Annotated in this window: 19 protein-coding genes; 9 read left to right on the forward strand and 10 right to left on the reverse strand. The window is 73.3% G+C overall.

Annotated features, from left to right (window positions below):
* Positions 1-33: 33 nt before the first annotated feature.
* On the forward strand, positions 34-792 hold the full coding sequence (locus ACIBCM_RS28845; RefSeq protein ID WP_399248205.1) for a M23 family metallopeptidase: 759 nt from the start codon (positions 34-36) through the stop codon (positions 790-792).
* Positions 793-1,198: 406 nt separating this feature from the next.
* Here ACIBCM_RS28845 and cseC read toward each other — a convergent pair whose 3' ends face one another.
* The 6 genes from cseC to ACIBCM_RS28875 form a co-directional block, all read right to left on the reverse strand.
* Positions 1,199-2,599, reverse strand: coding sequence for a two-component system sensor histidine kinase CseC (gene cseC, locus ACIBCM_RS28850; protein ID WP_399248253.1), 1,401 nt, complete (start codon positions 2,597-2,599; stop codon positions 1,199-1,201).
* A 152-nt stretch (positions 2,600-2,751) separates the two neighbouring features.
* Positions 2,752-3,450, reverse strand: coding sequence for a two-component system response regulator CseB (cseB, locus tag ACIBCM_RS28855; protein WP_399248206.1), 699 nt, complete (start codon positions 3,448-3,450; stop codon positions 2,752-2,754).
* An 8-nt stretch (positions 3,451-3,458) separates the two neighbouring features.
* Positions 3,459-4,169: a hypothetical protein gene (locus ACIBCM_RS28860; RefSeq protein WP_399248208.1), complete on the reverse strand. Its 711-nt coding sequence runs from the start codon at positions 4,167-4,169 to the stop codon at positions 3,459-3,461.
* A complete protein-coding gene (locus ACIBCM_RS28865; RefSeq protein ID WP_399248210.1) occupies positions 4,157-4,786 on the reverse strand; it encodes a SigE family RNA polymerase sigma factor in 630 nt (209 codons plus the stop codon). The genes ACIBCM_RS28860 and ACIBCM_RS28865 overlap by 13 nt, the downstream gene beginning before the upstream one ends.
* A gap of 522 nt (positions 4,787-5,308) precedes the next feature.
* A complete protein-coding gene (locus ACIBCM_RS28870; protein ID WP_399248212.1) occupies positions 5,309-6,238 on the reverse strand; it encodes an A/G-specific adenine glycosylase in 930 nt (309 codons plus the stop codon).
* A gap of 457 nt (positions 6,239-6,695) precedes the next feature.
* Positions 6,696-7,340: a phosphatase PAP2 family protein gene (locus ACIBCM_RS28875; RefSeq protein WP_399248214.1), complete on the reverse strand. Its 645-nt coding sequence runs from the start codon at positions 7,338-7,340 to the stop codon at positions 6,696-6,698.
* 174 nt (positions 7,341-7,514) lie between these two features.
* Here ACIBCM_RS28875 and ACIBCM_RS28880 point away from each other — a divergent pair, with 174 nt between their 5' ends.
* The gene (locus ACIBCM_RS28880) at positions 7,515-8,327 is read left to right on the forward strand and encodes a hypothetical protein (protein WP_399248216.1); all 813 of its coding nucleotides are present in this window, start codon (positions 7,515-7,517) and stop codon (positions 8,325-8,327) included.
* Between the two features lie 353 nt (positions 8,328-8,680).
* Here ACIBCM_RS28880 and disA read toward each other — a convergent pair whose 3' ends face one another.
* Together disA and radA are read right to left on the reverse strand one after the other, a co-directional pair.
* On the reverse strand, positions 8,681-9,832 hold the full coding sequence (disA, locus tag ACIBCM_RS28885) for a DNA integrity scanning diadenylate cyclase DisA (RefSeq protein ID WP_399248217.1): 1,152 nt from the start codon (positions 9,830-9,832) through the stop codon (positions 8,681-8,683).
* 44 nt (positions 9,833-9,876) lie between these two features.
* Positions 9,877-11,367 carry a DNA repair protein RadA gene (gene radA, locus ACIBCM_RS28890; RefSeq protein ID WP_399248219.1) on the reverse strand — a complete coding sequence of 497 codons (1,491 nt, stop codon included), beginning with the start codon at positions 11,365-11,367 and terminating at the stop codon, positions 9,877-9,879.
* 303 nt (positions 11,368-11,670) lie between these two features.
* Between radA and ACIBCM_RS28895 the strand changes: the two genes are divergently transcribed.
* Positions 11,671-13,320, forward strand: a complete 1,650-nt coding sequence (locus tag ACIBCM_RS28895) for a hypothetical protein (protein ID WP_399248221.1) — start codon at positions 11,671-11,673, stop codon at positions 13,318-13,320.
* A gap of 322 nt (positions 13,321-13,642) precedes the next feature.
* Here ACIBCM_RS28895 and ACIBCM_RS28900 read toward each other — a convergent pair whose 3' ends face one another.
* Positions 13,643-14,416: a hypothetical protein gene (locus tag ACIBCM_RS28900; RefSeq protein ID WP_399248255.1), complete on the reverse strand. Its 774-nt coding sequence runs from the start codon at positions 14,414-14,416 to the stop codon at positions 13,643-13,645.
* Positions 14,417-14,508: 92 nt separating this feature from the next.
* On the opposite strand from ACIBCM_RS28900, the gene ACIBCM_RS28905 reads away from it, so the two are divergent.
* From ACIBCM_RS28905 to ilvD, 4 genes are all read left to right on the forward strand, one after another.
* A complete protein-coding gene (locus ACIBCM_RS28905; protein WP_399248223.1) occupies positions 14,509-15,441 on the forward strand; it encodes a Ppx/GppA family phosphatase in 933 nt (310 codons plus the stop codon).
* 433 nt (positions 15,442-15,874) lie between these two features.
* Positions 15,875-16,732 (forward strand): sugar phosphate isomerase/epimerase family protein, encoded by an 858-nt coding sequence (locus tag ACIBCM_RS28910; protein ID WP_399248224.1) that lies wholly within the window; start codon positions 15,875-15,877, stop codon positions 16,730-16,732.
* Positions 16,729-17,343 carry a TetR family transcriptional regulator gene (locus ACIBCM_RS28915; RefSeq protein ID WP_399248226.1) on the forward strand — a complete coding sequence of 205 codons (615 nt, stop codon included), beginning with the start codon at positions 16,729-16,731 and terminating at the stop codon, positions 17,341-17,343. The genes ACIBCM_RS28910 and ACIBCM_RS28915 overlap by 4 nt, the downstream gene beginning before the upstream one ends.
* Before the next feature lie 536 nt (positions 17,344-17,879).
* Positions 17,880-19,730: a dihydroxy-acid dehydratase gene (gene ilvD, locus ACIBCM_RS28920; RefSeq protein ID WP_399248228.1), complete on the forward strand. Its 1,851-nt coding sequence runs from the start codon at positions 17,880-17,882 to the stop codon at positions 19,728-19,730.
* A 532-nt stretch (positions 19,731-20,262) separates the two neighbouring features.
* On the opposite strand, the gene ACIBCM_RS28925 is transcribed toward ilvD, so the two are convergent.
* The gene (locus ACIBCM_RS28925) at positions 20,263-22,437 is read right to left on the reverse strand and encodes a protein kinase (protein WP_399248230.1); all 2,175 of its coding nucleotides are present in this window, start codon (positions 22,435-22,437) and stop codon (positions 20,263-20,265) included.
* A 138-nt stretch (positions 22,438-22,575) separates the two neighbouring features.
* Between ACIBCM_RS28925 and ACIBCM_RS28930 the strand changes: the two genes are divergently transcribed.
* Complete coding sequence (locus tag ACIBCM_RS28930; RefSeq protein ID WP_399248232.1) at positions 22,576-23,013, forward strand: SH3 domain-containing protein; 438 nt, start codon at positions 22,576-22,578, stop codon at positions 23,011-23,013.
* Positions 23,014-23,171: 158 nt separating this feature from the next.
* Positions 23,172-23,744 (forward strand): hypothetical protein, encoded by a 573-nt coding sequence (locus ACIBCM_RS28935; protein ID WP_399248234.1) that lies wholly within the window; start codon positions 23,172-23,174, stop codon positions 23,742-23,744.
* Positions 23,745-24,787: the final 1,043 nt, after the last annotated feature.

Raw genomic sequence — 24,787 nt, forward strand, 5'->3', positions numbered from 1 at the left:
CCGGGCCCCTTTGTGCCCGGAGGCTTTTCTCATATGTCGCGCGTCACTTCCCCTCGTCCCCGCCCGTCCTTCCTCCGTACCCGTGCCGGCATCGTCGCGGCCGGACTGGGAGCCACGGCCGTGCTCGGAACCGGGGCTGCGTTCGCCGTCGAGGCCGGTGCGCCCACCGCCGCCCAGGCAGCCGTCGCGATGAGCCCGTCCGCGGCCGTCGCCGCCCAGGCGACCGCCCAGTCCCAGGCCGCCGCCGCCACGAAGGCCGCGGAGGCCAAGGCCGCCACCGCGAAGGCCGCGGAGGCCAAGGCCGCCGCTGCCAAGGCCACGGCCGCCAAGAAGGCCGCCACCAAGAAGGCCGCCGCCAAGAAGGCCGTCGCGCCGTCCTGGATCAAGCCGGTCAGCAACTACACGCTGAGCGCCACCTACGGCAAGGCCGGCAACATGTGGACGAGCAACCACTCCGGCCAGGACTTCGCCGTGCCCACCGGCACCCCGGTCAAGTCCGTGGGCGCGGGCACCGTGGTGAAGGCGGGCCCGAACGGCGCCGGTGACGGCCCCGCGTACGGCAACGCCGTCGTCGTCAAGCACAACAACGGCAAGTACTCCCAGTACGCGCACCTCTCCAGCGTCAACGTGGTGCCCGGCCAGATAGTCAAGGCCGGCCAGAAGATCGCCCTGTCCGGCAACACCGGCAACTCCAGCGGTCCGCACCTGCACTTCGAGATCCGTACGACCCCGAACTACGGCAGCTCCGTCGACCCGGTCTCCTTCCTGCGTTCGGTCGGCGTCACGATCTGACCCTGATCCCGACCCTCACTCGATCCGACGCGTCCTGAGCGACCCGCGGTGATCCGCGGTGATCCGTAGTGATCCGCAGCGGTCCCGCACGGTCCGGCGCGTACGGCATGAGCCCAGCGGCCCCCGGTGTGTTCACCCACACCCGGGGCCGTTGTCCATGGGCGCGTACCGGCAGTGGATCCATGGGCGGGACGGCTCCGGCGCAGCTGCCGGGGCCGGACCCGCCTCGGCATCCGGCCCACGCCCGTATCGGACCCGTTCCCGTATCGGACCCACGCCCGGACCGGGACCTCTCCCGTATCGGACCCGCTCCCGGGGCCGGGGTCCGATCCCGCATCCGACCCGTTCCCGGGGGCCGGGGTCCGATCCCGGCCCTCCCGCGGGGCCCGGGGGAACGCGCCGGCGCTCAGAGCTCCAGCGTCAGCGCCGGGAAGCTCCCCGTGCTCGTCGGCGCGTGCTCCGGCAGCCAGAGCACCGCGATCGCGCCCCCCGTCGCCCCGAGCGGTGCCGTTCCCTGCGGTGCGGCGTTGCGGAAGGTGAGCCGGGCGCCGAGCACCCGCGCCTGGCCCGCCGCGATGGTCAGACCGAGCCCGTGGCCCGTGCCCGCGCGGTCGCTCGCGCCCGTACGGAACCGGCTCGGGCCGTCCCGCAGCAGTGCCTCCGGGAATCCGGGCCCGTGGTCCCGCACCCGTACCACCCGGCCCTCGACCGTGACCTCGACCGGCGCCCCGCCGTGCTTGGCGGCATTGGTCAGCAGATTGAGCAGAATGCGTTCGAGCCGCCGGGGATCCGTGCTGACCCAGGACTCGTGGACCACCTGGACGTCCACCTCGGGATTGAGGACGGCGATACGGCGGCTGACGAACTCGCCGAGCGCGATCTCCTGAAGTTCCGCCCGCTCCGACGCGCTGTCGAGTCTGGCCACCTCCAGCACATCCTCGACCAGCGTCCGCAACGCCTGAGCCCGGTCCCGTACCAGCTCGGACGGCCGACCCGGCGGCAGCAGCTCGGCCGCCGTCAGCAGCCCGGTCACCGGGGTCCGCAGTTCATGCGCGATGTCCGCGGTGACCCGGCGTTCCGCCTCGATACGCTCGTGCAGCGCGTCGGTGAGCGCATCCACGGCCCGCGCCAGCTCGTCCGCCTCGTCCTGGACGACCCCGCCGATCTCGTCCCGGACCCGTACCTCCGTCTGCCCCTCCGCGACCCTGGCCGCCGCCGCGGCGGCCTTGCGCAGCCGCCGCGAGAGCTGCCCGCCGATCAGCACCCCGAGCGCGCAGCCCCCGAACACCACCGACACCGAGCCGATGATCAGCGCCCGGTCGAGGTCCTGGAGGATGGTGGCACTGCGCCCCGCGAACCGGGAGTGCAGCGAGAGCACCTCCCCGTCGGAGAGCGGGACCGCGGCCCAGATCTCGGGCGGGCCGCCGTCGGTGTCCTGGACGAAGGTGCCGCGCCGCTTCTCCTGCATCAACCGTTTCAGCTCGGCGGGCAGCGCCGGGTCGTTGATCTTGGTGTTGAACCGGGGATCCTTGCCCTTGGCCGTCTCGTACCAGCGCTGTGCCAGCAGTACGCGTTCCATCTGGACATCACGCGCGTTGTCGAGCATCGAGACCTGGGCGGCGTTGTGCACGACCAGGCTCAGGGCCACCGCGATCAGCGCGCCGACAAGCGCGATGGCGATGCTGATTTTCCATCGGACGCCCGTGCGCACGGCCAGCCGCCGGGGCCCGCGGTTTCCCGCCGGCACGGCACCGGCCGCCCGGCGGGAACCGCGGAGCTTCGCGGCGCAGGGCTTCAAGGGCTTCATCCGGGAGCCCTCGGAGGACCGCTCGCCCGAGGGCTTCACCTCCTGGTCGTCCGGCGCCCGCCCGCCCGGGGGTCTCACCCGCGGGTCGTCCTGCGCCCGCCGGTCCGGGGGCTTCGCCCGGGGGGCGCCGGGGGACCGCTTGCCGGGGGGCTTCATGCCTTGAGTTTGTAACCGAAGCCGCGGACCGTCTCGATCCGGTCCTGGCCGATCTTGGTACGCAGCCGCTGGACATGGACGTCCACCACCCGGGTGTCGCCGCCCCAGCCGTAGTCCCACACCCGCTCCAGGAGCTTGTCGCGGGAGAGCACCGTGCCCGGCGCGGACGAGAACTCCAGCAGCAGCCGCATCTCCGTCGGGGTCAGCGCCACCGGCTCACCCCCCTTGCGTACCTCCATGCCCTCCGTGTCGACCTCCAGCTCGCCGAAGGTGAGCAGCGCGCCGTGCGGACCCTGCCCCTGGAGCGCGCCCTCCCCGCCGCCCGCGTGGCCGAAACGGCGCAGGACCGCGCGGATACGGGCGACCAGCACCGCGCCGTCGAACGGCTTGGTCACATAGTCGTCGGCCCCCGCCTCCAGCCCGAGCACGACGTCGATCGAGTCGGCGCGCGCCGACAGCATGATCACGGGCACCGTCGACTCGTCCCGGATGCGCCGGCACAGGCTCACTCCGTCGAGTCCCGGAACCATCACATCGAGAAGCGCGATGTCCGGGCGATTCGCGCGGAACGCCTCCAGCCCGAGCAGTCCGTCCGGCATCGCGGTGACCATGAAACCCTGACGCTCCAGAGCCAGCTGGGTCGCCTCCCGGATGACATCGTCGTCCTCGACGAACAGCACATGGGTCTCGGCCATCCGTGTCCTCAGTTCCTTCCCGGCCGTGACGGCTCGGCCGGGAAGGTCGTCCCCGGCTCGGTCTCCGGCGGGAAGAACGCGTCGCCCTCCCCGGACACGCCTCCCCGGTACTTGTTCCACACCCAGTGGATCCTGCTGAACTTTCCGGTCGCCCAGCGGTAGGTGGTCACTTCCTCACCGGACGGCTCGACCACCGGGTCCTCCTTGCCGTACACCTGCTTGGTGACGACCAGATCCCCCCGGTCTATCGCCGCGAAGACCGCGGGCTCCTCGGAGAGGAAGACGTTCTCGTACCGCTCGCCGTTCGCACGGTAGACATACGCGCCGATGCCGACCGCGTCTCCGCAGGTCATCAGGTTGACCACCACATCGGGGTCGGTCCCGCCGGTGAGATTCCCGAAGGACGTGTCCACCGGGTAGTCGGCCCCGGTACACGGCTTCAGCGTCGCCTTGATCTCCTTGCTGACCTTGGGATCGCTCTGGATGAGCACGACGGGGTCGATCTTCCGGGCCATCGTCGCCGGGTCACCGCCGGAGGCGACGGGCGGCGGCGCGGCGCCCGGCTTCTGGCTGTCGGCCTGCGCCGCGCCCTCGTCCTGGACACCCGTGCCGCCGGCCGAGCAGGAGGCCGTGAACAGCCCGAAGACGGCGAGCCCGGCCACCGCCGTGTAACCCGCCGCCCTCGTCGTCCTGACGCGTCTGCCTCTCAGGCCGCGCACCGCTCCTGCCCCCGTCCGTCCCGCCCGTCGTACTCCTCGGCCGTGTACCGCCCTGTCCCGCCGCGCTCCTCGGCCCGGACGGCCGGTGTCCCGCCCCCGGCCTTGCGCTCGGCGGACCTGAACTCCAGCGACCGGCCCTCCAGCTCCTGACGGAGCCGGGCGAGCGCCCGGTGCAAGGTGCTCTTCACCGTACCCGCCGACATCCCCAGCGCGGCAGCCGTCTCCTCGGTGCTCATCTGCTCCCAGTGGCGCAGCACGACGACGCTGCGCTGCTTGGGAGCGAGCACCTTCAGCGCGTCGAGCAGCAGCGCGCGGTCCGCGCGCTGGTCACTGCCGTCGTCGACGGAGGCGTCGGGCAACTGCTCGGTGGGGACCTCCTCCAGCCTGCGCGAGCGCCACCACTCGGTACGGGTGTTGATCATCACGCGGCGCAGATAGGCGTCGGCGAGCGACTTGTCGGCTATGCCGTCCCAGCGGCCGTACGTGCGGACCAGGGCGGTCTGCAGCAGGTCCTGGGCGTCGACCGGGTCGGGCACGAGCCGGCGGGCGCTGCGCAGCAGGGCCTCCTGCCGGTTGCGTACGTACTCCTCGAAGCCGAGCACCTCACCGTGCGCCATGCCAACCGCCTCCACCCCGTCGTGCACTGTGTGCCGCAGCGCGATGCTTCGCGCTTCCCCGTACTGGTACGCCACTGAAGTTACGGAGCGGTTGTCACGGGGTTGTGCTGCGCAGCCGTCGGCGGACGCACGGCCGTCCATCGGTTGTGTAACAGCGGAGTTTCCGCGGTGGTGGGACGGGGAAACGGAGGCCGTCGGGAACGTGGGCGGCGGCCGGTTACGGCGGCCTGGAGACGGCGGTAGGGGCCGTACCGGAGGGACGGGCGGCCCGGCCGGGGGACGGCGGCCGGGGCCCGGCGACGGTCGGAGGGGACACGGACACAAGCCGGTAGGACGGAGAAGGGACGGAAGGGGACGGAAGGGCAGGCGGCGGGGCGGTACCGGTATCGGTCCCTGCACTGGGCCTCCGAGCGGCCCGGTGGAGGCGGCGGGGCGGACCGGTATCGGTCCCGGCCGGGCGGCCCGGTGGAGGCGGCGGTGCGGTACCGGAATCGGTCCCGGCCGGGGCCGCGGCCGGGCAGCTCAGCCGGGCAGCCGGTACAGCCCGCCGTCCAGCGGCTCCACCAGACCGTCCGCGACCAGCCCGTCCAGCGCGCGTGCCCGCTGCACGGGCTCGTGCCAGACCGCGTCCAGCGCCGACTGCGGCACCGGTCCCTCGGCCTCGCGGAGAACGGCCAGCAGCTTGCCGCGCACCTGGCGATCGGTCCCGGCGTACGTCTGGCCCCGCCGGGCCGCGCCCTGGTGCGCGGGCTTGCCCGACAGCCGCCAGGCGCACTGGGCTGCGATGGGGCAGCGCCCGCAGTCCTCGTTGCGCGCGGTGCACACCAGCGCGCCCAGCTCCATGGAGGCCGCCGCCCAGCGGGCCGCGGTCGCGTCGTCCTCCGGGAGCAGCGCGCGGGCCAGCTTGCGCTCGGCCGCGGTGGTCGCCGTCGGAGGGTACTGGATCCCGGCGGCGGCCCGCGCGAACACCCGGCGCACATTCGTGTCGAGCACCGCGTGCCGCTGTCCGTACGCGAAGGACGCCACCGCCGCGGCCGTGTACTCCCCGATCCCCGGCAATGCGAGCAGCTGCGCGTGATCGCGCGGCACATCGCCGCCGTGCCGCTCCGTTATCGCCTGCGCGGCCCCGTGCAGCCGCAGGGCCCGGCGCGGATAGCCGAGCCGGCCCCAGGCGCGGACGGCCTCGCCCGACGCCTCGGCCGCGAGGCCGGCGGGCCGGGGCCAGCGGGCGAGCCACTGCTCGTACACGGGGAGCACCCGGCTGACGGGGGTCTGCTGGAGCATGAACTCGCTGACCATCACCCCCCAAGCGCCCGCCTCGGGGCGCCGCCAGGGCAGATCGCGGGCGTGCTCGTCGAACCAGGCGATGACGGGGGCGTGGAGGGACCCGGCGTGCGCGGCGGTGGGGTCCGCGGCGGCTTCACCGGCGAGGGCAGTCGTGGTCTCAGTCATGGCTCCACGATCCTGGCACGTCGCGTCGGGCGGTTGACGCATCCGCTCCGGGCCATGGGCTAAGCGGCGGAGGGTGTTCCGGCCGTCTGGCTCAGCGTCCGTCCCCCGGGCCCCTGTTCCACCGGGGCGGCGGGATCAGCCCTCCGGCGTGTGTTGGGGGAGCGGTTCCGGGGCGGAGCCCCCGCACCGGGGACCGGCCCGGTCGGGGCAGGCCCCCGTTCGGGAGCGGGGCGCGGCACCCCGAGGCTTTCGGCAGCGCCCCTCGGCTCCCCTCGGCCCGTCCACCGCGCGGGAAGGGAGCCCGCGCCGGGGGTGCGCGGGCCGTCGGTGTCCGGGGTTCGAGGGCCGCCGGTCTCCGGGATGCGCGTGCGGTCCGCGTCCGGGGTGCGGGGGGTCGTCTGGTGTCCGGGGTGCTGGGGCGTCTGCGTCCGCCCCGCCGAGGCGGCCCGTGGCTGCCTCAGCCGTGCCCCGCCCCGCTCCGGACGGGGGCCTCCGACGGCCCCGGCCCGGCGAACCACCGCACCACGCCCGTACCGCTCGTTCGCAGCGTGGTGAACAGCGCGCCCGCCGGCCGGGTCAGCACCGTGGTGAACACCGCCGCGACGACCCCGCCCAGCACCAGACCCACCATCACGTCGTGCGGATAGTGCACCCCGACGAAGACCCGCGAGAACGCCATCAGGAGCGCCATCGGCACCGTCAGCAGCCAGATCCTCGGCCAGGCCATCGAGAGCGCCACCGCCGCGGCCCCGGCTATCGAGGCGTGATTGCTGGGGAAGGACCAGTCCCCGGTCGGCGGGCACGTCACCAGGGAAGCCGCCGCGTCCGTGACGGTACGGCAGGGGCGCTCCTCGTCGAACACCGTCTTGAGCGATTCACTGACGACGTATCCGGCCGCGGTCGCGAGCGGGGCGAGCACGGCCACGGCTATCGCGCGCGAACTCCCCCCGCGCGCCCGCCACCAGGCCACGACGAACAGCACCCCGAAGAGCAGAAGTCCCGCCTCGGTCCAGAGTTCGGCCAGATGCCGGACCCACGAGGGCATGTCGTGGGCGAAGTCGGTGATGTCGCGGTAGAGCCCGCTGGTGATGCTGCTGTCCATGGTCACGGACCGTACCCGGTGGTGGGACGCGGTGACCCACGGCGATCGGCCAGTGCTCTCCCCGACAAAAGTAAGGGGTGGGTATCGGCCACCCGTGATGATGATCCGCAGAACTTGCGAAGTAGGCGGCGGGTGGGACGGGAGTTGGCCGCGATCTCTCGTAGAGTTTGACGCGTGGGATCTCTGCGCAATCCGATCGGGCCGCTCCCCTCCTCCATCTACTGGCGACGGAGGGCGGTCGCGCTGACCCTGGCCGCGCTCATGGTCGCCCTGGCCGCCTGGGCGCTCGCTTCGGGCGGAGGCGGGGACGACAAGGGCGACGGCGCCAACGGCGCCGCGAAGCCCGCGCCTTCGATCACACCGGGCCCCTCCCAGTCGGGCCCCGCGATCAGCGAGCAGCCGGGCGGCCGGGAGGACGGCGGCACCGGCACGGGCCCCGGCGACGGCGGATCCGGCTCCTCCGGTACGGACGGTGGCGCGGCCGCCGGTACGGGGAGCGAGGCATCCGGCGGCGGCCACGGCTCCGGCGGTACGGGCGCGGGCGCCGGCGGCACCGTCGCCAGGCAGCTCCCCGCCGACTCCAGCCTCCCCAACTGCCCCTCCAGCACGCTGAAGGTGGAGCTGGAAAGCGTCAAGACCGCGTACAAGCCGGGGGAGAAGCCGATGTTCCGGCTGATCGCCACCAACTCGTCGGCGACGACGTGCAAGGCGGACTTCCGGCCGAAGGAAGCGGTCCTCAGCGTCACGGACTCCGGCGCCGACGAGGTGTGGTCGTCCGAGCACTGCCCGAGCGGTACGGAGCGCGGGCTGGTGGAGGTCCCGGCCCACGCGACGATCACCTACAGCGTGCCGTGGGACCGCAGCCGGAGCGAGCCCGGCTGCGCCAGCCCGCGTGCGGGGGCCGCGACTGCCGGAACGTATCTGGTGGAGGCCAGCGTCTCCGGCGTGACGGTGGATCAGGCGACGTTCCGCCTGGAGAAGGACTGACCGAGCCGACGGGGAAGTCCGGAGCGGAGACCGGATCGGCCGGGGTGGCCGGGACGGACTGAGAAGGACCGGACGGCCGGGGCGGACTGAGAAGGGCCGGGGCGTCCGGGCGGCCCGTACGGGACCGGGGAGATCCCCCGCAGGTCAGAGGGACGCGCCGGGACGGGGTCGCGGACCATGGGCGGGGGACTCGGCCGACGCGGGCTACCGGCTCCGCGGGCCACCGGCTCCGCGGCCTCGAAGACCTCGGAGACCTCGAAGACACCCCCGGTCCGACCGCCCCGCGCCCGGCTCCCACCGGACCGCCCCGCGCCCGGCCCCTGGCGCGGCGATACGTACGGTCGGCCCGTCGGCTACACGTACCGTTCGAGGATCGACGACTCCGCGAGCCGCGACAGCCCCTCCCGTACGCTCCTGGCCCGTGCCTCGCCCACACCGTCGACGGTCTGGAGGTCGTCGACGCTCGCGGCGAGCAGCTTCTGCAGCCCGCCGAAGTGCTCGACGAGCCGCTCGATGATCGCGCCGGGCAGCCTCGGCACCTTCGCCAGCAGCCGGTAACCGCGCGGCGACACCGCCGAGTCGAGGGTCTCGGGCGAACCGCTGTACCCCAGCGCCCTTGCCACGATGGGCAGTTCCAGCAGTTCGGCATGGCTGAGGGCGTCCAGCTCGAACAGCGCCTCGTCGAACGTACGGGACCGCTGGGGGCCCCTCCCCGGCGCCGCCCTCGGGGACGTCGGCTCGGGCACATAGTCCCGTACGACCAGCTCCCGCTCGGGCTCCACACCCGCGATCAACTCGTCCAGCTGGAGGGAGAGGAGCCGTCCGTCGGTGCCCAGTTCCACGACGTACTCGGCGATCTCGGTCGCGATACGGCGGACCATCTCCAGCCGCTGCGCGACGGCCGTGACGTCCCGGACCGTGACCAGGTCCTCGATCTCCAGCGCGGAGAGCGTGCCCGCGACCTCGTCGAGACGGAGCTTGTACCGCTCCAGGGTGGCGAGGGCCTGGTTGGCGCGGGAGAGGATCGCCGCCGACTCCTCCAGCACCCGGCGCTCCCCGGCCACGTACAGCGCGATCAGCCGCATCGACTGGGAGACGGAGACCACCGGGAAGCCGCACTGCCGGGAGACCCGGTCCGCCGTACGGTGCCGGGTGCCGGTCTCCTCGGTGGGGATCGACGCGTCGGGCACGAGCTGGACCCCGGCCCGCAGGATCTTGGTGATGTCCTTGTCGAGGATGAGCGCGCCGTCCAGCTTGCACAGCTCGCGCAGCCGGGTCGCGGTGAACTCCACGTCCAGGACGAAGCCGCCCGTGCACATCGACTCCACGGTCTTGTCCATGCCGAGGACGATCAGTCCTCCGGTGTTCCCGCGGAGGATGCGCTCCAGGCCGTCGCGGAGCGCGGTGCCGGGCGCGACCGCGCTGAGGGCGGCGCGGATCAGACCTTCGGTGCCGGAGCCCGCGCCGGACTTTCCGGGTGCTGGTGCCCGGTCGTTGGCTGCCACTGCACTCCTCCGGCTCGTACGGATGGGCGAGACCAGGGCAAAGTCTACCGGCGAGCGTCGCCGTCCCGTGGGGCGTCCGCGCGCTCCCGGCGCCGGGCACCGGCCGAAGCGCCCTCCGGAGCACTCCAGGGGGCCTCCTCCGGAGGCACCTCCCCCGCCCGCTTCCGGCCCCGTGGCAGCACCCCCAGGGCCTCGCCCATGTCGGCCACCTCCAGCACCTTCATCCCCGCCGGCACCTTGCCGGGATCGGGCGGGACGAGCGCGTGGGTGAAGCCCAGCCGATGGGCTTCCGCCAGTCTGCGCTGGACCCCGGTGACCCTTCTGACCTCGCCCGCGAGGCCGACCTCCCCGATCGCGACGAGATTCTTGGGCAGCGGGGTGTCACTGGCCGCCGACGCCAGCGCGAGCGCGACCGCCAGGTCGGCGGCGGGCTCGGAGAGCTTCACCCCGCCCACGGTGGCGCTGTAGATGTCCCTCTTGCCCAGGGCGGTGATCCGGCCGCGCTGCTCCAGCACCGCGAGCATCATCGACACCCGCGAGGTCTCCAGCCCGGACGTGGTGCGCCGGGGGGAGGGGATCTGCGAATCGACCGTCAGCGCCTGTACCTCGGCGACCAGGGGCCGCCGCCCCTCCAGCGTCACCGTCAGACAGGTGCCCGGCACCGGCGCGTCCCTGCGGGTGAGGAAGAGCCCCGAGGGGTCGGTGAGGCCGGTGATGCCCTCGTCGTGCAGTTCGAAGCAGCCGACCTCGTCCGTCGCTCCGTAGCGGTTCTTGACCCCTCGTACGAGACGCAGACGGGCGTGCCGGTCGCCCTCGAAGTGGAGCACCACGTCCACCAGGTGCTCCAGCAGCCGGGGCCCGGCGATGGCGCCGTCCTTGGTGACATGGCCGACGAGGAGCGTGGACATCCCGCGCTCCTTGGACGCCCGGATCAGTGCGCCCGCCACCTCCCGGACCTGGGCCATGCCGCCGGGTGCGCCGTCGATCTCCGGGGACGCGACCGTCTGCACGGAGTCGAGGATCAGCAGCGACGGCTTGACCGCGTCCAAGTGCCCGAGCACGGCGGACAGATCGGTCTCGGCGGCCAGATACAGATGGTCGTGGACCGCGCCGATCCGGTCGGCGCGCAGCCGGACCTGGCTCGCGGACTCCTCACCCGTCACATACAGCGTGCGGTGGTCGTCGGCCGACGCCTTCGCGGCGACGTCCAGCAGCAGGGTGGACTTGCCCACGCCCGGCTCGCCCGCGAGCAGCACGACGGCCCCCGGCACCAGCCCGCCGCCCAGCACCCGGTCCAGCTCGCTCACCCCGGTGGAGCGCGCGGCGGCCTGCCGTACATCGACCTGTCCGATCGGCACGGCGGCGGTGGACACCCGCCCCGCGGCGGTGGTCCGCACCGCGGGCGCGCCGTACTCCTCGACCGTCCCCCACGCCTGGCACTCGGGGCAGCGGCCGAGCCACTTGGCGGTGGTCCAGCCGCACTCGGTACAGCGGTAGGACGGCCGGTCCTTCGAGGATTTCGTACGGGCAGCCATGGGGAAACCGTAGCGGGGACCACTGACATCGATACGCGTACCCGGGTTCCGGCGGTGGTGGCGCGGCTCCCGGCCGGCGCCCCGCGGGACTGTTCCGGGCCGCTCGGGGTGACTCGCGGTGACTCGGTGACTCGCGGTGACTCGGTGACTCGGAATCGCCCCCGACGGGGATAGAGGGTAAGAGGCCCGAAAGGGGGCGGAATCGACGATTCCTGTCCCCCTTCGAGCGATCTGTTCACCCGTAAGAATTAAAAGACTTCAAGCGGTGAGAACGGGGTCCCCTCCTGCGCCTACGGTCGCCGGGTGACCAGCAGCAGGCCGAACCCGCCCACCCGCACCCCCGGCACGCACCGGGCGCTCCGGCACGCCCCCCGCCCGGCGCCGCAGCAGCCGCCCGCGCGCTACGAGCCGTATCTCGACGGCCTGTTCACCTACTGCCTCTCCGTGCTCTGCGACCACGACGCCGCCACCGAGCTCCTCGGCGAGGTCCTCGCCATCGCCGAACGCCACCAAGGCCGCGGCCCCGCCCAGGACCCCGGGCTCAAGGCATGGCTGTACGCGATCGCCCGGTGGGCCTGTCGGCGCCGCCTGGCCGAGCAGCGGCGCAGCCGGCAGGGGGCGCACACCGGCAGGCCCGTCGTCTCCGAGGAGCGCCCCCGCGTCCCCGAGGAGACCGCCGAGCGCCGGCGCGCGGAACTCGCCCTGCTGGCGTGGCCGGAAGCCGCCGGTACGTCCCCGGAACAGCGCGAGGCCCTGGAACTCGCCGTACGACACGGCCTCGGCCGCCGGGAGGTCGCCGCCGTCCTCGGCCTGGACGCGCTCGCCGCTCGTGATCTGCTGGCCGCCGCCGCCTGCGAGGTCGAGCGCACCCGGGCGGCGCTCGCCGTCGTCCGGACCGGTCGCTGCCCGTCCGTCGCCCGCCTCACCGGCGACAACCGCGTACTGCTCTCCGCCGCCCTGCGCACCGAACTCGTCCGGCACGTCGACGACTGCCCCCTCTGCCGCCGCGCCGCCGAGCGCGCCGGGGCGGGCGGACCCTGGCCGGGCTCCGCCCCGGCCACCCCCGCGGCGCTCCCGCTGGTCGGCGTGCCGCGCTCCGCCGCCCACCTCGCGATGCTGCACGTCCCGCGGGCCCGCGCCGCCGCCCCCCGCTTCGGGTCCGACGGCTTTCCGCTCGACCCCAAGGACCACGCGGCCCGGCGCGACCGGATGCGCGCGCGGGCGCTGACGACGACCGTGGTGGCGACCGTCGTGGCCGCACCCGTACTCGCGCTGTGGGCCGCGTACCGCGGGGCGCCCCTGACCGGGGAGGCGCGGGACGGCGGGCCCTCCGTCAGTGCGACCGACAGGGGGAGCGAGGGCCTGGAGGGCGAGCCCTACGACCATTACGAGAACGCGGGCAGCGCCCATGTGGAACCCGGCCGCGGTCCCTCCGGGGCTCCCGGCTCCCCGAGCGTCTCCGTCGAGGTCACCGGCTCCGCCCCGGGCACGCCGGGGCGTTCCGGACAGCAGGGCCCCGGCCGCCTCACGGTCACCGCGGAACCCGCCGGGGGCGCGACCCGGATCACCCTCACCGCGTCCGGCAGCGCCCCGGTCTCCTGGTCGGCCCACGCGAACGCCTCCTGGCTCCGGCTGAGCCGGACCTCGGGCGTCCTGCGCCCGGGCGAGTCCGCCACCGTCCACGTCACGGTGGACCGGTCGCGCGAGCCCGCGGGCGCGTGGCGGGCGAGGGTGGGGGTGGACCCGTCGGGCGCGGTCGTCACGATCGAGGGCCGTGGCCCGTCCCGGCCGCCCACGCGTCCGCCGTCCGGCACGGAGGGGCCGCCGTCGTCGCCCCCGACGGATCCCCCGGACCCGTCGCCCTCCCCGCCGGACCCGTCGCCGTCCCCGCCGGACCCGTCTCCCTCCCCGGAGCCCCCGTCCCCGTCGGAGGAGCCCCCTCCGGCCTCCTGAGGGTTCCTCCGGGGCGGTGGGGCCCGGCCCGTACGCGCGGCCGGACGGTGACGGTACAGGCAGCGAGTGCCCGGACCGGTCCTCAGTCCGGTCCTCAGTCCGGGCCCCTCTCATGGGCCCGGGCGGCCGGGGCCGGACCACTGTGCCGCCCGCGGCCACGGAAACGGTCCCGGTACGGCCACGCCACGGCCCCCGGGCACGGGCAGCGAGGGGCTCCGCGCCCGCCCTCAGGCCGACGCCTGCCCTCCGTCCGGCCCCGTCCTCGGCCTGGCGCCCGCCCCTCTCATGGGGCAGGCGCCCACGCCCGCCGGCCCGCCTCCCGCTACCCGTCCGCCGGGTGCGGTGCCACCAGGGGGAGCAGGGACTTCAGGCGCGCCTCGCACAGCTCCACCAGCACCTCGTACGCCTCCTTGCCCATCAGCTCCGTCAGCTCGGGCCGGTAGGTCACGTACACGGGCTCCCCGGCGCCGTGCGCCGAGGTCGCCGAGGTGCACCACCAGTGCAGGTCGTGCCCGCCCGGACCCCAGCCCCGCCGGTCGTACTCCCCGATGGAGATCTGGAGGACCTTGGTGTCGTCGGGCCGCTCGATCCAGTCGTACGTACGGCGTACGGGCAGCTGCCAGCACACGTCCGGCTTGGTCTCCAGCGGCTCACGCCCCTCCCGCAGCGCCAGGATGTGCAGCGCGCACCCGGCCCCCGCCGGGAAGCCCGGCCGGTTCTGGAAGATGCAGGAGCCCTTCCAGCGCCGGGTCTGGCGCTCGTTCTCGCCGTCCTCGCCGTCGGTCTCCTCGGTCCAGCCCGACGCGGTCCCCACCTCGTGGAACTGCCACAGCTCCGGCGTGAGACGGGCCACATGTCCGGCGACCCGTTTCTCATCGTCCTCATCGGAGAAGTGCGCACCCAGGGTGCAGCACCCGTCGTCCGCCCTGCCCGCCTCGATCCCCTGGCAGCCACTGCCGAAAATGCAGGTCCAGCGGGAAGTCAGCCAGGTCAGGTCGCATCGGAAGACCTGTTCCCGGTCGGCGGGGTCGGGGAACTCCACCCATGCCCGGGGGAAGTCCAGACCCTTCTCGTCGTTCTGGACCCGTCCCGGGATCTGCTCCGAGCGCTCGTTTTTGCCCGGCTTCGCCTTTTTCGTCTTTGGCACAGGACCAGCGTATGTCCGGGACGGCAGTAGCGTTCGTTCTCATGAGACTCGGAGTCCTCGACGTCGGTTCGAACACGGTGCACCTGCTGGTGGTGGACGCGCACCCCGGCGCACGCCCCCTGCCCGCCCACTCGCACAAGGCGGAGTTGCGCCTCGCCGAACTTCTCGATGAGGACGGGGCCATCGGTCTCACGGGTGTCGACCGGCTGGTCGCCACCGTCCAGCGCGCGGTCCAGGCGGCCGAGGACCAGGGCTGTGAGCAGGTCATCAGCTTCGCCACCTCCGCCGTACGGGAGGCCACCAACGCCGACGAGGTGCTGGCCCGCGTCCGGGCCGAGACCGAGGTGGACCTCCAGGTGGTGACCGGCGCCGAGGAGGCACGGCTCACCTTCCTCGCGGCCCGCCGCTGGTTCGGCTGGTCCGCCGGACGGCTGCTGGTCATCGACATCGGCGGCGGCTCGCTGGAGATCGGTTACGGAATCGACGAGGAACCCGACGCGGCGGTGTCGCTCCCGCTCGGCGCGGGGCGGCTGACCGCCGGAATGCTCCCGGGGGACCCGCCGGACGCGGAGGCCGTACGGGCGCTGCGCCGGCACGTCCGGGCCGAGATCGCCCGTACGGTCGGTGAGTTCAGCCGGTTCGGCAAGCCCGACCATGTCGTGGCCACGTCGAAGACATTCCGGCAGCTGGCGCGGATCGCCGGGGCCGCGCGCGAGTCGGACGGCCTGTACGTACAGCGTGAACTGAGTCGTAAATCACTTCAGGAATGGCTGCCGAAGCTCGCCGAGATGACGGCCGAGCAGCGCGCCGGGCTTCCCGGGGTCTCCCCGGGCCGCGCCCACCAGCTGCTGGCGGGCGCGCTGGTCGCGGAGGGCGCGATGGATCTGTTTGGTGCGCATGTGCTGGAGATCTGCCCCTGGGCGCTGCGGGAGGGCGTGATCCTGCGCCGTCTGGACCATCTGCCGACGCGCTGACCCGTCCCCGGAGCCGCGCTCACGCAACGGGCGGGTGCTGCCGGGTGCTGCCGGGCAGGTATGGCGGTCCGGCGGTCCGGCGGTCCGGCGGTCGTCCCGGGGTGCGTCCGGGCGCGGGGGCTCCGGTGCGCGGACCGCGCACCGAGCCCCGGCCGGGGCGGTCTGTACGGACCGTTCGTACAGACCGGACAGGCCCGCACCGCGCTCCGGGCCGGGCCGGACCTGACCAGGCCAGGCCAGGCCAGGGCGGGCCAGGGCAGCCCCGGCCAGGTGGTGCCCGGGCCCCCGACCCGCCTCGCCGGGCCCCTCGCCGCGGCCACCGCGACCGTGTGCCGGTGCCCGGTGGCGGGCGCCGCCCCGCTCTCGGCCACATGCCTGGGCCAACCAGCCGCCCCACCACGCCGACCCGCTCCCGGCCCGTACGCTGTGTCCCGTGGCAGAAGCGGTAGGAGCGGCACAACCAGCGGTACGCATCCCGGATGCGAAGGTCGTCCTGTCCACGGCCTCGGTCTATCCGGAATCGACGGCGACCGCCTTCGAGATCGCGGCACGCCTCGGGTACGACGGGGTCGAGGTCATGGTCTGGACCGACCCCGTCAGCCAGGACATCGAAGCCCTGCGCCGGCTCTCCGACTACCACGGCGTCCCCGTCCACGCCGTCCACGCACCCTGTCTGCTGATCACCCAGCGCGTCTGGTCCACCGACCCCTGGGTGAAGCTCCAGCGCGCCCGGGCTGCGGCCGAGAAGCTGGGCGCGTCCACGGTCGTCGTCCACCCGCCGTTCCGCTGGCAGCGGCAGTACGCCCGGGATTTCGTCGGCGGCATCTGGCGGATGGCGGACGAGACCGATGTGCGGTTCGCCGTCGAGAACATGTACCCGTGGCGCTACCGGGACCGCGAGATGCTCGCGTACGCCCCCGAGTGGGACGTCACCAAGGACGACTACCGCCACTTCACGATCGACCTCTCGCACACCGCGACCTCCCGGACCGACACCATGGCGATGGTGGACCGCATGGGGGACCGGCTCGGCCATGTGCACCTCGCCGACGGCAGGGGTTCCGCGAAGGACGAGCACCTGGTGCCCGGCCGGGGCGACCAGCCCTGCGCGGAGCTGCTGGAACGTCTCGCCCGCACGGGCTTCGGCGGCCATGTCGTCGTCGAGGTCAACACCCGCCGTGCGATGTCCGCCGCCGAGCGCGAGGCCGATCTCGCGGAGGCGCTCGCCTTCACCCGGCTGCATCTGGCCTCGCCGGCACCCGCGGACGTACGGGGAGCGCGCCGCGGATGACGGACGGCACCACCCCACGGCGGCGGGGCCGTCCGGCACGCAAGGAGGCGGCCGAGGGCCCGGGCGCGCGGGAGCGCATCCTCCTCGCGGCGCGCGAGGAGTTCGCCGCGCGCGGCTACGACAAGGCGACGATGCGCGGGATCGCCCGTGCGGCGGGCGTGGACGCGGCGCTCGTCCATCACTACTTCGGGACCAAGGACGAGATCTTCGCCGCCGCGATCGAGCTCTCCTTCGAGCCCGTACTCGTCGTCCCGGCGATCCTGGGGGAGAGCAAGGACGGCATCGGCGAACGCCTCGCCCGCTACTTCCTCGGCGTCTGGGAGAACCCCGTCTCCCGCGCCCCGCTGCTGGCCGTCGTCCGGTCCGCGCTCACCCATGAGGCGGCGGCGACCGTGCTGCGCGGCTTCGTGCTGCGGCGGCTGCTGGAGCGGGTCGCTGCGGACCTGGAGGTACCGAACCCGAAGTTCCGTGCGGAGCTGGCGGCCTCCCAGATGATCGGCATCGCGATCCTGCGCTATGTGATCAGGGTCGAGCCGCTGGCCACGGCGGATCTGGAAGAGATCGTGGCGATGGTGGCGCCCACGCTCCAGCGCTATCTGACGGAGCCGTGACGAGGCCCTGACGGGCCTGGCGCGGCCCGGCCCGGCTGGGTCGGGCCGGCCCGTCGAGTCACGGTTGCCGCGTGAGCCGGTTGCCGCGTGTCACGGCGGCGAGTGGACCCGCCCGGCCGCGTGCCGCGTATGACGGGCCCGGGGCCGTACGCTGGTCGGCCGGGCTCCCCCGGACCGGGCTCCCCGGACCGGATTCCCCGGACCGGGCTCCCCGGACCGGAACGCCGCAGGTCGGGCTCCCCCGATCCGGCGGTGCCGGGCCCGCGCCCTCCCGGTGGGACCGCGATCCGGCCCGGCGGACCGATCCCGGGCTCCCACGGGGCCCACGGGGCCGTCCTCACACGGGACCACCCTCCGGGCCAGGAGCGGGGAACCGCACCCCGGCCCGGATCCACTCCGCCCGTCGCGGCCCGATACGGCGCCGCCGCCCGGTCGCCGTGGACACCGGTCCCGTATCCCGGACGGAATGTCCAGATCCCGGAGCCCGGGCGTACCCTTTCCCGTACTGATTCCGACCTACCGAGGAGCGAGCGACGATGCCCGAGCTGAGGTCCCGCACTGTCACCCACGGCCGCAATATGGCGGGCGCCCGTGCCCTGATGCGTGCTTCGGGCGTAGCCAGCGAGGACATCGGCAAGCCGATCATCGCGGTCGCCAACTCCTTCACGGAGTTCGTGCCCGGTCACACCCACCTCCAGCCGGTGGGCCGGATCGTCAGCGAGGCCATCAAGGCGGCGGGCGCCATTCCGCGCGAGTTCAACACGATCGCCGTCGACGACGGCATCGCCATGGGCCACGGCGGCATGCTCTACTCCCTCCCCTCCCGCGATCTGATCGCGGACAGCGTCGAGTACATGGTCGAGGCCCACTGCGCCGACGCCCTGATCTGCATCTCCAACTGCGACAAGATCACCCCGGGCATGCTGAACGCGGCACTCCGCCTCAACATCCCCACCGTCTTCGTCTCCGGCGGCCCCATGGAGGCCGGCCAGGCGACCCTGGTCGACGGCACGGTCCGCAAGCTGGACCTGGTCAACGCGATCGCCGACGCGGTCGACGAGAACATCTCGGACGAGGACATCCTCCGTATCGAGGAGAACGCCTGCCCGACCTGCGGGTCCTGCTCCGGCATGTTCACGGCCAACTCCATGAACTGTCTCACCGAGGCCATCGGCCTCTCCCTGCCGGGCAACGGCTCGGTGCTCGCCACCCACACCGCACGCCGCGCGCTGTACGAGAACGCCGCGCGTACGGTCGTCGAGATCACCAAGCGCTACTACGAGGGCGACGACGACAGCGTCCTGCCCCGCAGCATCGCCACGCGTGCGGCCTTCGAGAACGCCATGGCCCTGGACATCACCATGGGCGGCTCCACCAACACGATCCTGCATCTGCTGGCCGCCGCCCGGGAGGCCGAGCTGGACTACGGCCTCGCCGACATGGACGCCGTCTCGCGCCGTGTCCCGTGCCTGGCGAAGGTCGCCCCCAACGTCGCCCCCGGCGGCACGTACTACATGGAGGACGTCCACCGGGCCGGCGGCATCCCCGCGATCCTGGGCGAGCTGTACCGCGCGGGCCTGCTGAACGAGGACGTCCACACCGTCCACTCCCCGTCCGTCAAGCAGTGGCTGGAGACCTGGGACGTCCGCGGCGGCTCCCCCTCGGAGGAGGCGGTCGAGCTGTGGCACGCGGCCCCCGGGTGCGTCCGCTCGGCGGAGGCGTTCTCGCAGTCCGAGCGCTGGGACACCCTGGACACGGACGCTGCCGGCGGCTGCATCCGGGACGTGGCCCACGCGTACAGCAAGGACGGCGGGCTCGCGGTCCTGCGCGGCAATCTCGCCGTCGACGGCTGCGTCGTGAAGACCGCGGGCGTCGACGAGTCGATCTGGACCTTCGAGGGCCCGGCCGTCGTCTGCGACTCCCAGGAGGAGGCCGTCGACAAGATCCTCCGCAAGGAGATCACGCCGGGCGACGTCGTCGTCATCCGCTACGAGGGCCCCAAGGGCGGCCCGGGTATGCAGGAGATGCTGTACCCGACGTCCTTCCTCAAGGGCCGGGGCCTCGGCAAGGTCTGCGCCCTGGTCACCGACGGCCGCTTCTCCGGCGGTACGTCGGGCCTGTCCATCGGGCACGTCTCCCCGGAGGCGGCCTCGGGCGGCACGATCGCCCTGGTGGAGGACGGCGACCGCATCCGTATCGACATCCCGAACCGTTCGATCGAACTCCTCGTCCCGGACGCGGAACTGGCCTCCCGCCGTGAAGCGCTCGGCGGCGTCTACGCGCCCAAGGCCCGCGACCGCAAGGTCTCCGCGGCCCTGCGCGCCTACGCGGCGATGGCGACCAGCGCCGACAAGGGCGCGGTCCGCGACGTCACGCTCCTTCCGTAGCACCCGCCTCCGCCGCCACACGGCTTCGGCGCCCGGTCAACCACCGGGCGCCGGCCGCACGGCCGCCGGAGGCGCGGCCCCGCCGCCGCGCGGGGCTTCCCTGGGGAGGGCCGGCTCGCGACGCGTCCCGGATCCCGCGCCCCTCGCCTGGGCCTCCCCACGACAGCCGGCACCACGCCACGGCACCACACGGTCGCCGGGCCATGAAGACCTCGGGGGTACAAGGCCACCGGCCACCGTCGGGTCATCGAGTCACGCGGGCCAGCGAGTCACGCGAGTCACCGGTTCACCAGTTCACCCGCCACTGAGCTTCCCCATCCATCTCCGGCCACAAAGTCCCCGGGGCACCACATCACCGGCCGGCGCGACGTCACCAGGTCACCGGGCCGAAAAGTCACGGGGCCACGGTGTCACCGGATCACCGGCCCCCACGGAATCCCCGGTTCACGGCTCACTGGGTCCCCGCATCACCGGCCGCGGCGAGCCACCAAGCAGCCGCCGAAGGAGCGGACGACGTCACGTCACCGGCCCTTCACCACCCCGCCGGTCCCTCCGCGTCCACCGCGAACACCGAGCCGTTCGGCGCCATCCCGAAGACCCGCCCGCCCACCGCCACCGGCGCCGGCAGGAACGCCGCGAACGTGTACCGCCCGTCGTCCATCCGTGGCTCCGTCTGTCCGATCAGCGACCCCCGTACGGCGTCCACCGCCAGCAGTCGCCCGTCCCCGGCGGTCACATAGACCGCGCGCCCGTCCGCCGCCGGTCGCGAGAGGTTGGTGACGGACGTCTCCAACCGCCACAGCTGACGCGGCTCACCACCCGCCCCCGCGCCCGAGGGCGCCGTACGGACCGCGACCAGCGCACCTCCCGCCCCGCTCAGATGGACGACATCGCCCCGTACGACCGCCTGCGCCTGATCCACCGGAGCGTCCAGCGGCACGGTACGGACCCCGCGCGCCGGTCCCGCCATGTCCACCCGTACGACCGCGTCCGTGAAATCGGCCGGATCGACGGTCATCAGATACAGCGCGCCCCCGGACACCCCCACCGGCCTCAGCAGTCCGTCCAGCCGCTTCTGCCACAAGGGCTTCCCCGTCCGGGTATCCACCGCCTTGACCAGCGTGGACGTCCCGTCCCGGGACTGTGTCACGGTCACCGCCGAGGCGTCCCCGCCCGCCGCCGCCACCCACTCCGTACCGGGTCCGCCGTGCCGTCCGCTCCACCGCCGCTCACCGGTGGCCGCGTCGACCGCCCGTACCTGCCCGCCGTCCGTGATCAGCAGCACCACATCGCCGACGTGCCGTACGGCGGAGTACGGCGAGGTCCCGATGTCCCAGCGCACAGTGCCGGTCTCCGGATCCAGTGCCTCCAGCCTGCGCTCACCCGGCGAGAGCACATGCACCAGCCCGCCCGCGAACACCGGCGCACCCGGATGCCCGTCCTGCGCGGCACCCGCCGGCGCAGGCCGTGACCAGATCCTCCGGCCGCTGCCGGGGTCCAGCCCGGCCGCCTTGAGCCCGGGGGCCGCGCAGTAGAGCGCGGTGAGCCGGGGCCCCGCCGTACACGCGGGCATCCGGTTCTCCGCGCCCGGCTCGCCGAGATCCACGCTCCACCCGGTGAAGCCCTTCGAGCCCTGCTCCGTGCGCGTCGGGCCCGGTGCGGACGAGGGGGGCGCGGACTCACCGCCCATGGCCCGGGTGACGACGGCCCCCGCCGCCAGCACCACCACCGCGGCCCCGGCGGCCGCCCACCGCTTCCGCCCGCCCGTCCGGGACCACAGCCGGGCCCGCGCGAACCCGCCGCCGACGACGGGCGCCTCCCCCCGCGGATCGGGCGTCCGGGGACCGGGCACATGCGTCAGCGTGTCGTACGAGGACGACGGTGACGACTCCCGCAGCGCGACCATCAGCTCGTACGGAGTCGGCCGGTCCGCGGGCTCCTTCGCGAGACAGCTCCGGATCAGCGGTACGAGATCCTCCGGAACACCCGTCAGATCCGGCTCGTTGTGGACGACCTGATACGCCACGATGTACGGGCTGTCCGAGTCGAACGGCCCCCGCCCGGTCGCCGCGTGCACCAGCACCGCGCCCATCGCGAACACATCCGCCGCCGGCCCGACCTCCCTCGGCCGCTGGAACTGCTCGGGCGCCATGAACGGCGGCGTCCCGATCAGCTTCCCCGTCTCCGTCCGCAGATCACTGTCACTGGGCCGGGAGATCCCGAAGTCGATCACCTTGGGACCGTCCGGCGCGAGCAGCACATTGCTGGGTTTGAGATCGCGGTGCACGACCCCCGCGCGATGGATGTCCCGCAGCGCCTCGGCCAGCCCGGCGCCGGTCCTGCGCAGCTCCTCCGACTCCAGGGGGCCGTTCCGCTTGACCCGTTCGGCCAGCGTCGGGCCCTCGATGAACAGGGTGGCCATCCACGGCCGTCCGGCATCCGGGTCGGCGTCGACGACGGACGCGGTGAAGGCTCCGCTGACCCGTCGCGCGGCCGCGACCTCCTGCCGGAAACGCGCTCTGAACTCCGGGTCGGACGCATGTTCGGCATGGATGACCTTGACCGCGAGCCTCAGTCCCGAGGCCGAGGTGGCCAGATGGACCACTCCCATACCGCCGGTCCCCAGGCATGCCTCCAGCCGGTACTGCCCCGCTTCCTCCGGACGTTCCGCTTCCGGGGACTCTCCGGTACTGCGCAGTGGTGGCATCTCCCACCCCCGACATAGTGAACGTGCGCGCGCGACTCACGGAGCCTAGTCGATGGCGCGTGCGGTCCAGGGGTGGCCCGTCAGATGGGTCACAGCGTACGGTACTTGTACGCACATACGGCAACGGGGGCAATTTACATGGCACTTGACGACGTACGTCCGGATAACGACGACTCCGCCGCCACGGGAACCGAGTCCGACACCAGCACCGATTCCGGCCCCGACACCACAGCCGAAGCCACGACGGCCGCAGCAGCACCCACATCTGCCGGCAGCGCTGCGGAAGCCGACGGTGAGGAAAGCGCCGGGGCCGAGGCGGCCGCGAGGGTCCGCCGCTACCCGGTGGCCCCCGGCTACCGCCTCAATGTCCGCAGCGGCCCCGGCACGGGGTACGGCATCGTGCGGGTCCTCCCTCTGGGAGCCACGGTGCCGATCTACTGCCAGAGGCCGGGGGAGACCATCACCGGCCCGTACGGCACGTCCCTCATCTGGGACAACATCGCGAGCGGCGAGTATGTGTCGGACGCGTATGTGAACACGGGCAGCGACGGCTATGTGACCATCCGCTGCCCCTGACGGCCACCCGCCGACGGACCCGCACCACCGGATCCGTACCGCACCACCGCCCGGCCGCAGGTAGTTCAGGGCCGCTCCGGCCGTACCGTTCAGGACCCGGTACGGCCGGGGCCGGACCGCCCGGCGCCCCCGCATCCGCTCCCGGGGATAATCGACCCGTGAGCGAGCAGAGCGGCAGAACCGGCGACAGCACCACACCCGCCTCCACCTCCGGATCCACGGCGTCCACCCCGACGGGCGGTGACGACGGCGGCCCGCGCCCTGAACCCATCCGCTTCTTCGGTACGACCTGGGTCGACCATGACGGCGGATACGGGCTGCGCAGGGCGGGCGTCGCCGCCGGTTCGCTCGCCGCGGCCGTCGCCGGCTGTCTGGCGCTGCGCTTCGGCTACGAGGGTCTGGTGATCGCGGAGATCGGCGGCTTCCTCAACACGATGGTCATCGTCATGTTCGCGGTGTGCAGCGCGATCGCCTTCCGCAAGACCTGGGAGGGCTTCGGCCGCCGTCCTACCGGGGCCGCGACACCGGACGCCCTGCGCAGCCTGCGCGCGATCGGCTTCGTCGGCGTCCTTCTCGCATGGTTCTTCCGCTCGCTGGCCGAGGCGCCCGGCGAGAAACTCCACCGTGAGGAGTACGAGAAGGCCCGGGCCCAGTACGAGAAGCGCCGCAACTCCCGCACCGGCAACCCGGCGGCACGCAAGGGCCGTTCCGGCAAGCAGAAGCGCAGGTAGCCCTGCTTCCCGGCCCTGCTTCCCGGCCCTGCTTCCCGGCCCTGCTTCCCGGCCCCGCTTCCCGGCCCTGCTTCCCGGCCCTGCTTCCCGGCCCTGCTTCCCGGCCCCGCCCGTGTCGCCGCCCGCGAAACCGGCCGCACCCGTGCCGCCCTGCTCCGCCGTACGCTCCCCGGAACCGCCCCGAAGCCGTTCACAACCGCGCTGCGGCACGGCGATGGTCTCCACGTTCCCGCAATCCGCGGCCCGGCCGATGGGCCCACCGTCGACCGCGTCGGCATACGCCACCGTTACCCGGACCGGTCCGACCCGCGGGAGCAGGATCCGGACGCCTGCGAGGGCTTCGTACCGGTCCGGTCCCGGACGGAGTGCACGACCGCCCGCGGCGCGAGGCCGCAGATGTCCACGAGCAGGTGCCGCTCTCAGCCCCCGCTCTCCTGTGTCGTAGCCGATCGTCCGCCCGCCCTGGTGGCTGCGGGCGGACTGGGCCTCCAGTACGCAGTACGGTCGTCGGCGGCCGCGGGCCCGGGCAGTCCGCCACACGCACCCGCGCGCTGAGCGCATCGTGGACCCAGTCCCAGGCGCCGGCCCGCCGTCCGGGCGCGAAACCACCGGCAAGCCCAAGCCACATCCCACGGCCCCAGACCGTGTCGAACCGGCCTCCATGCGCCCGCTCACCACCCATTGAACACGGTGTCCACGACCAGCCGCCTCGGGAGCTTCGGTGGCCGACCGCCGGCACGAAATCCGGGACCGGCAGCAGCTTCTTTCCTGGGCGGAACTCCGCGCCCGCCGACCCCCTGGGCCGCCGCCGAGTACGAGCGCCTGCGCGCCGAACTCCCCGACCGCCGCCCGCCGACTGTTTGTCTCCAGCCGACTGTTTATCTCCATACGGTGGAACGCTCCATCTACTCAACATCTACTCAACGCGCTCGGTCCCGACCTACACCCGTCGAGCCGTGTCGCCACCATCCCGCCGGGCCTGCGAACGCCCGGCACACATCTCTGCGCCGTCCTGCCGGGATCACCCGCGTACATCCCGTACG

Source organism: Streptomyces sp. NPDC051018 (assembly GCF_044456085.1).
GTDB lineage: Bacteria > Actinomycetota > Actinomycetes > Streptomycetales > Streptomycetaceae > Streptomyces.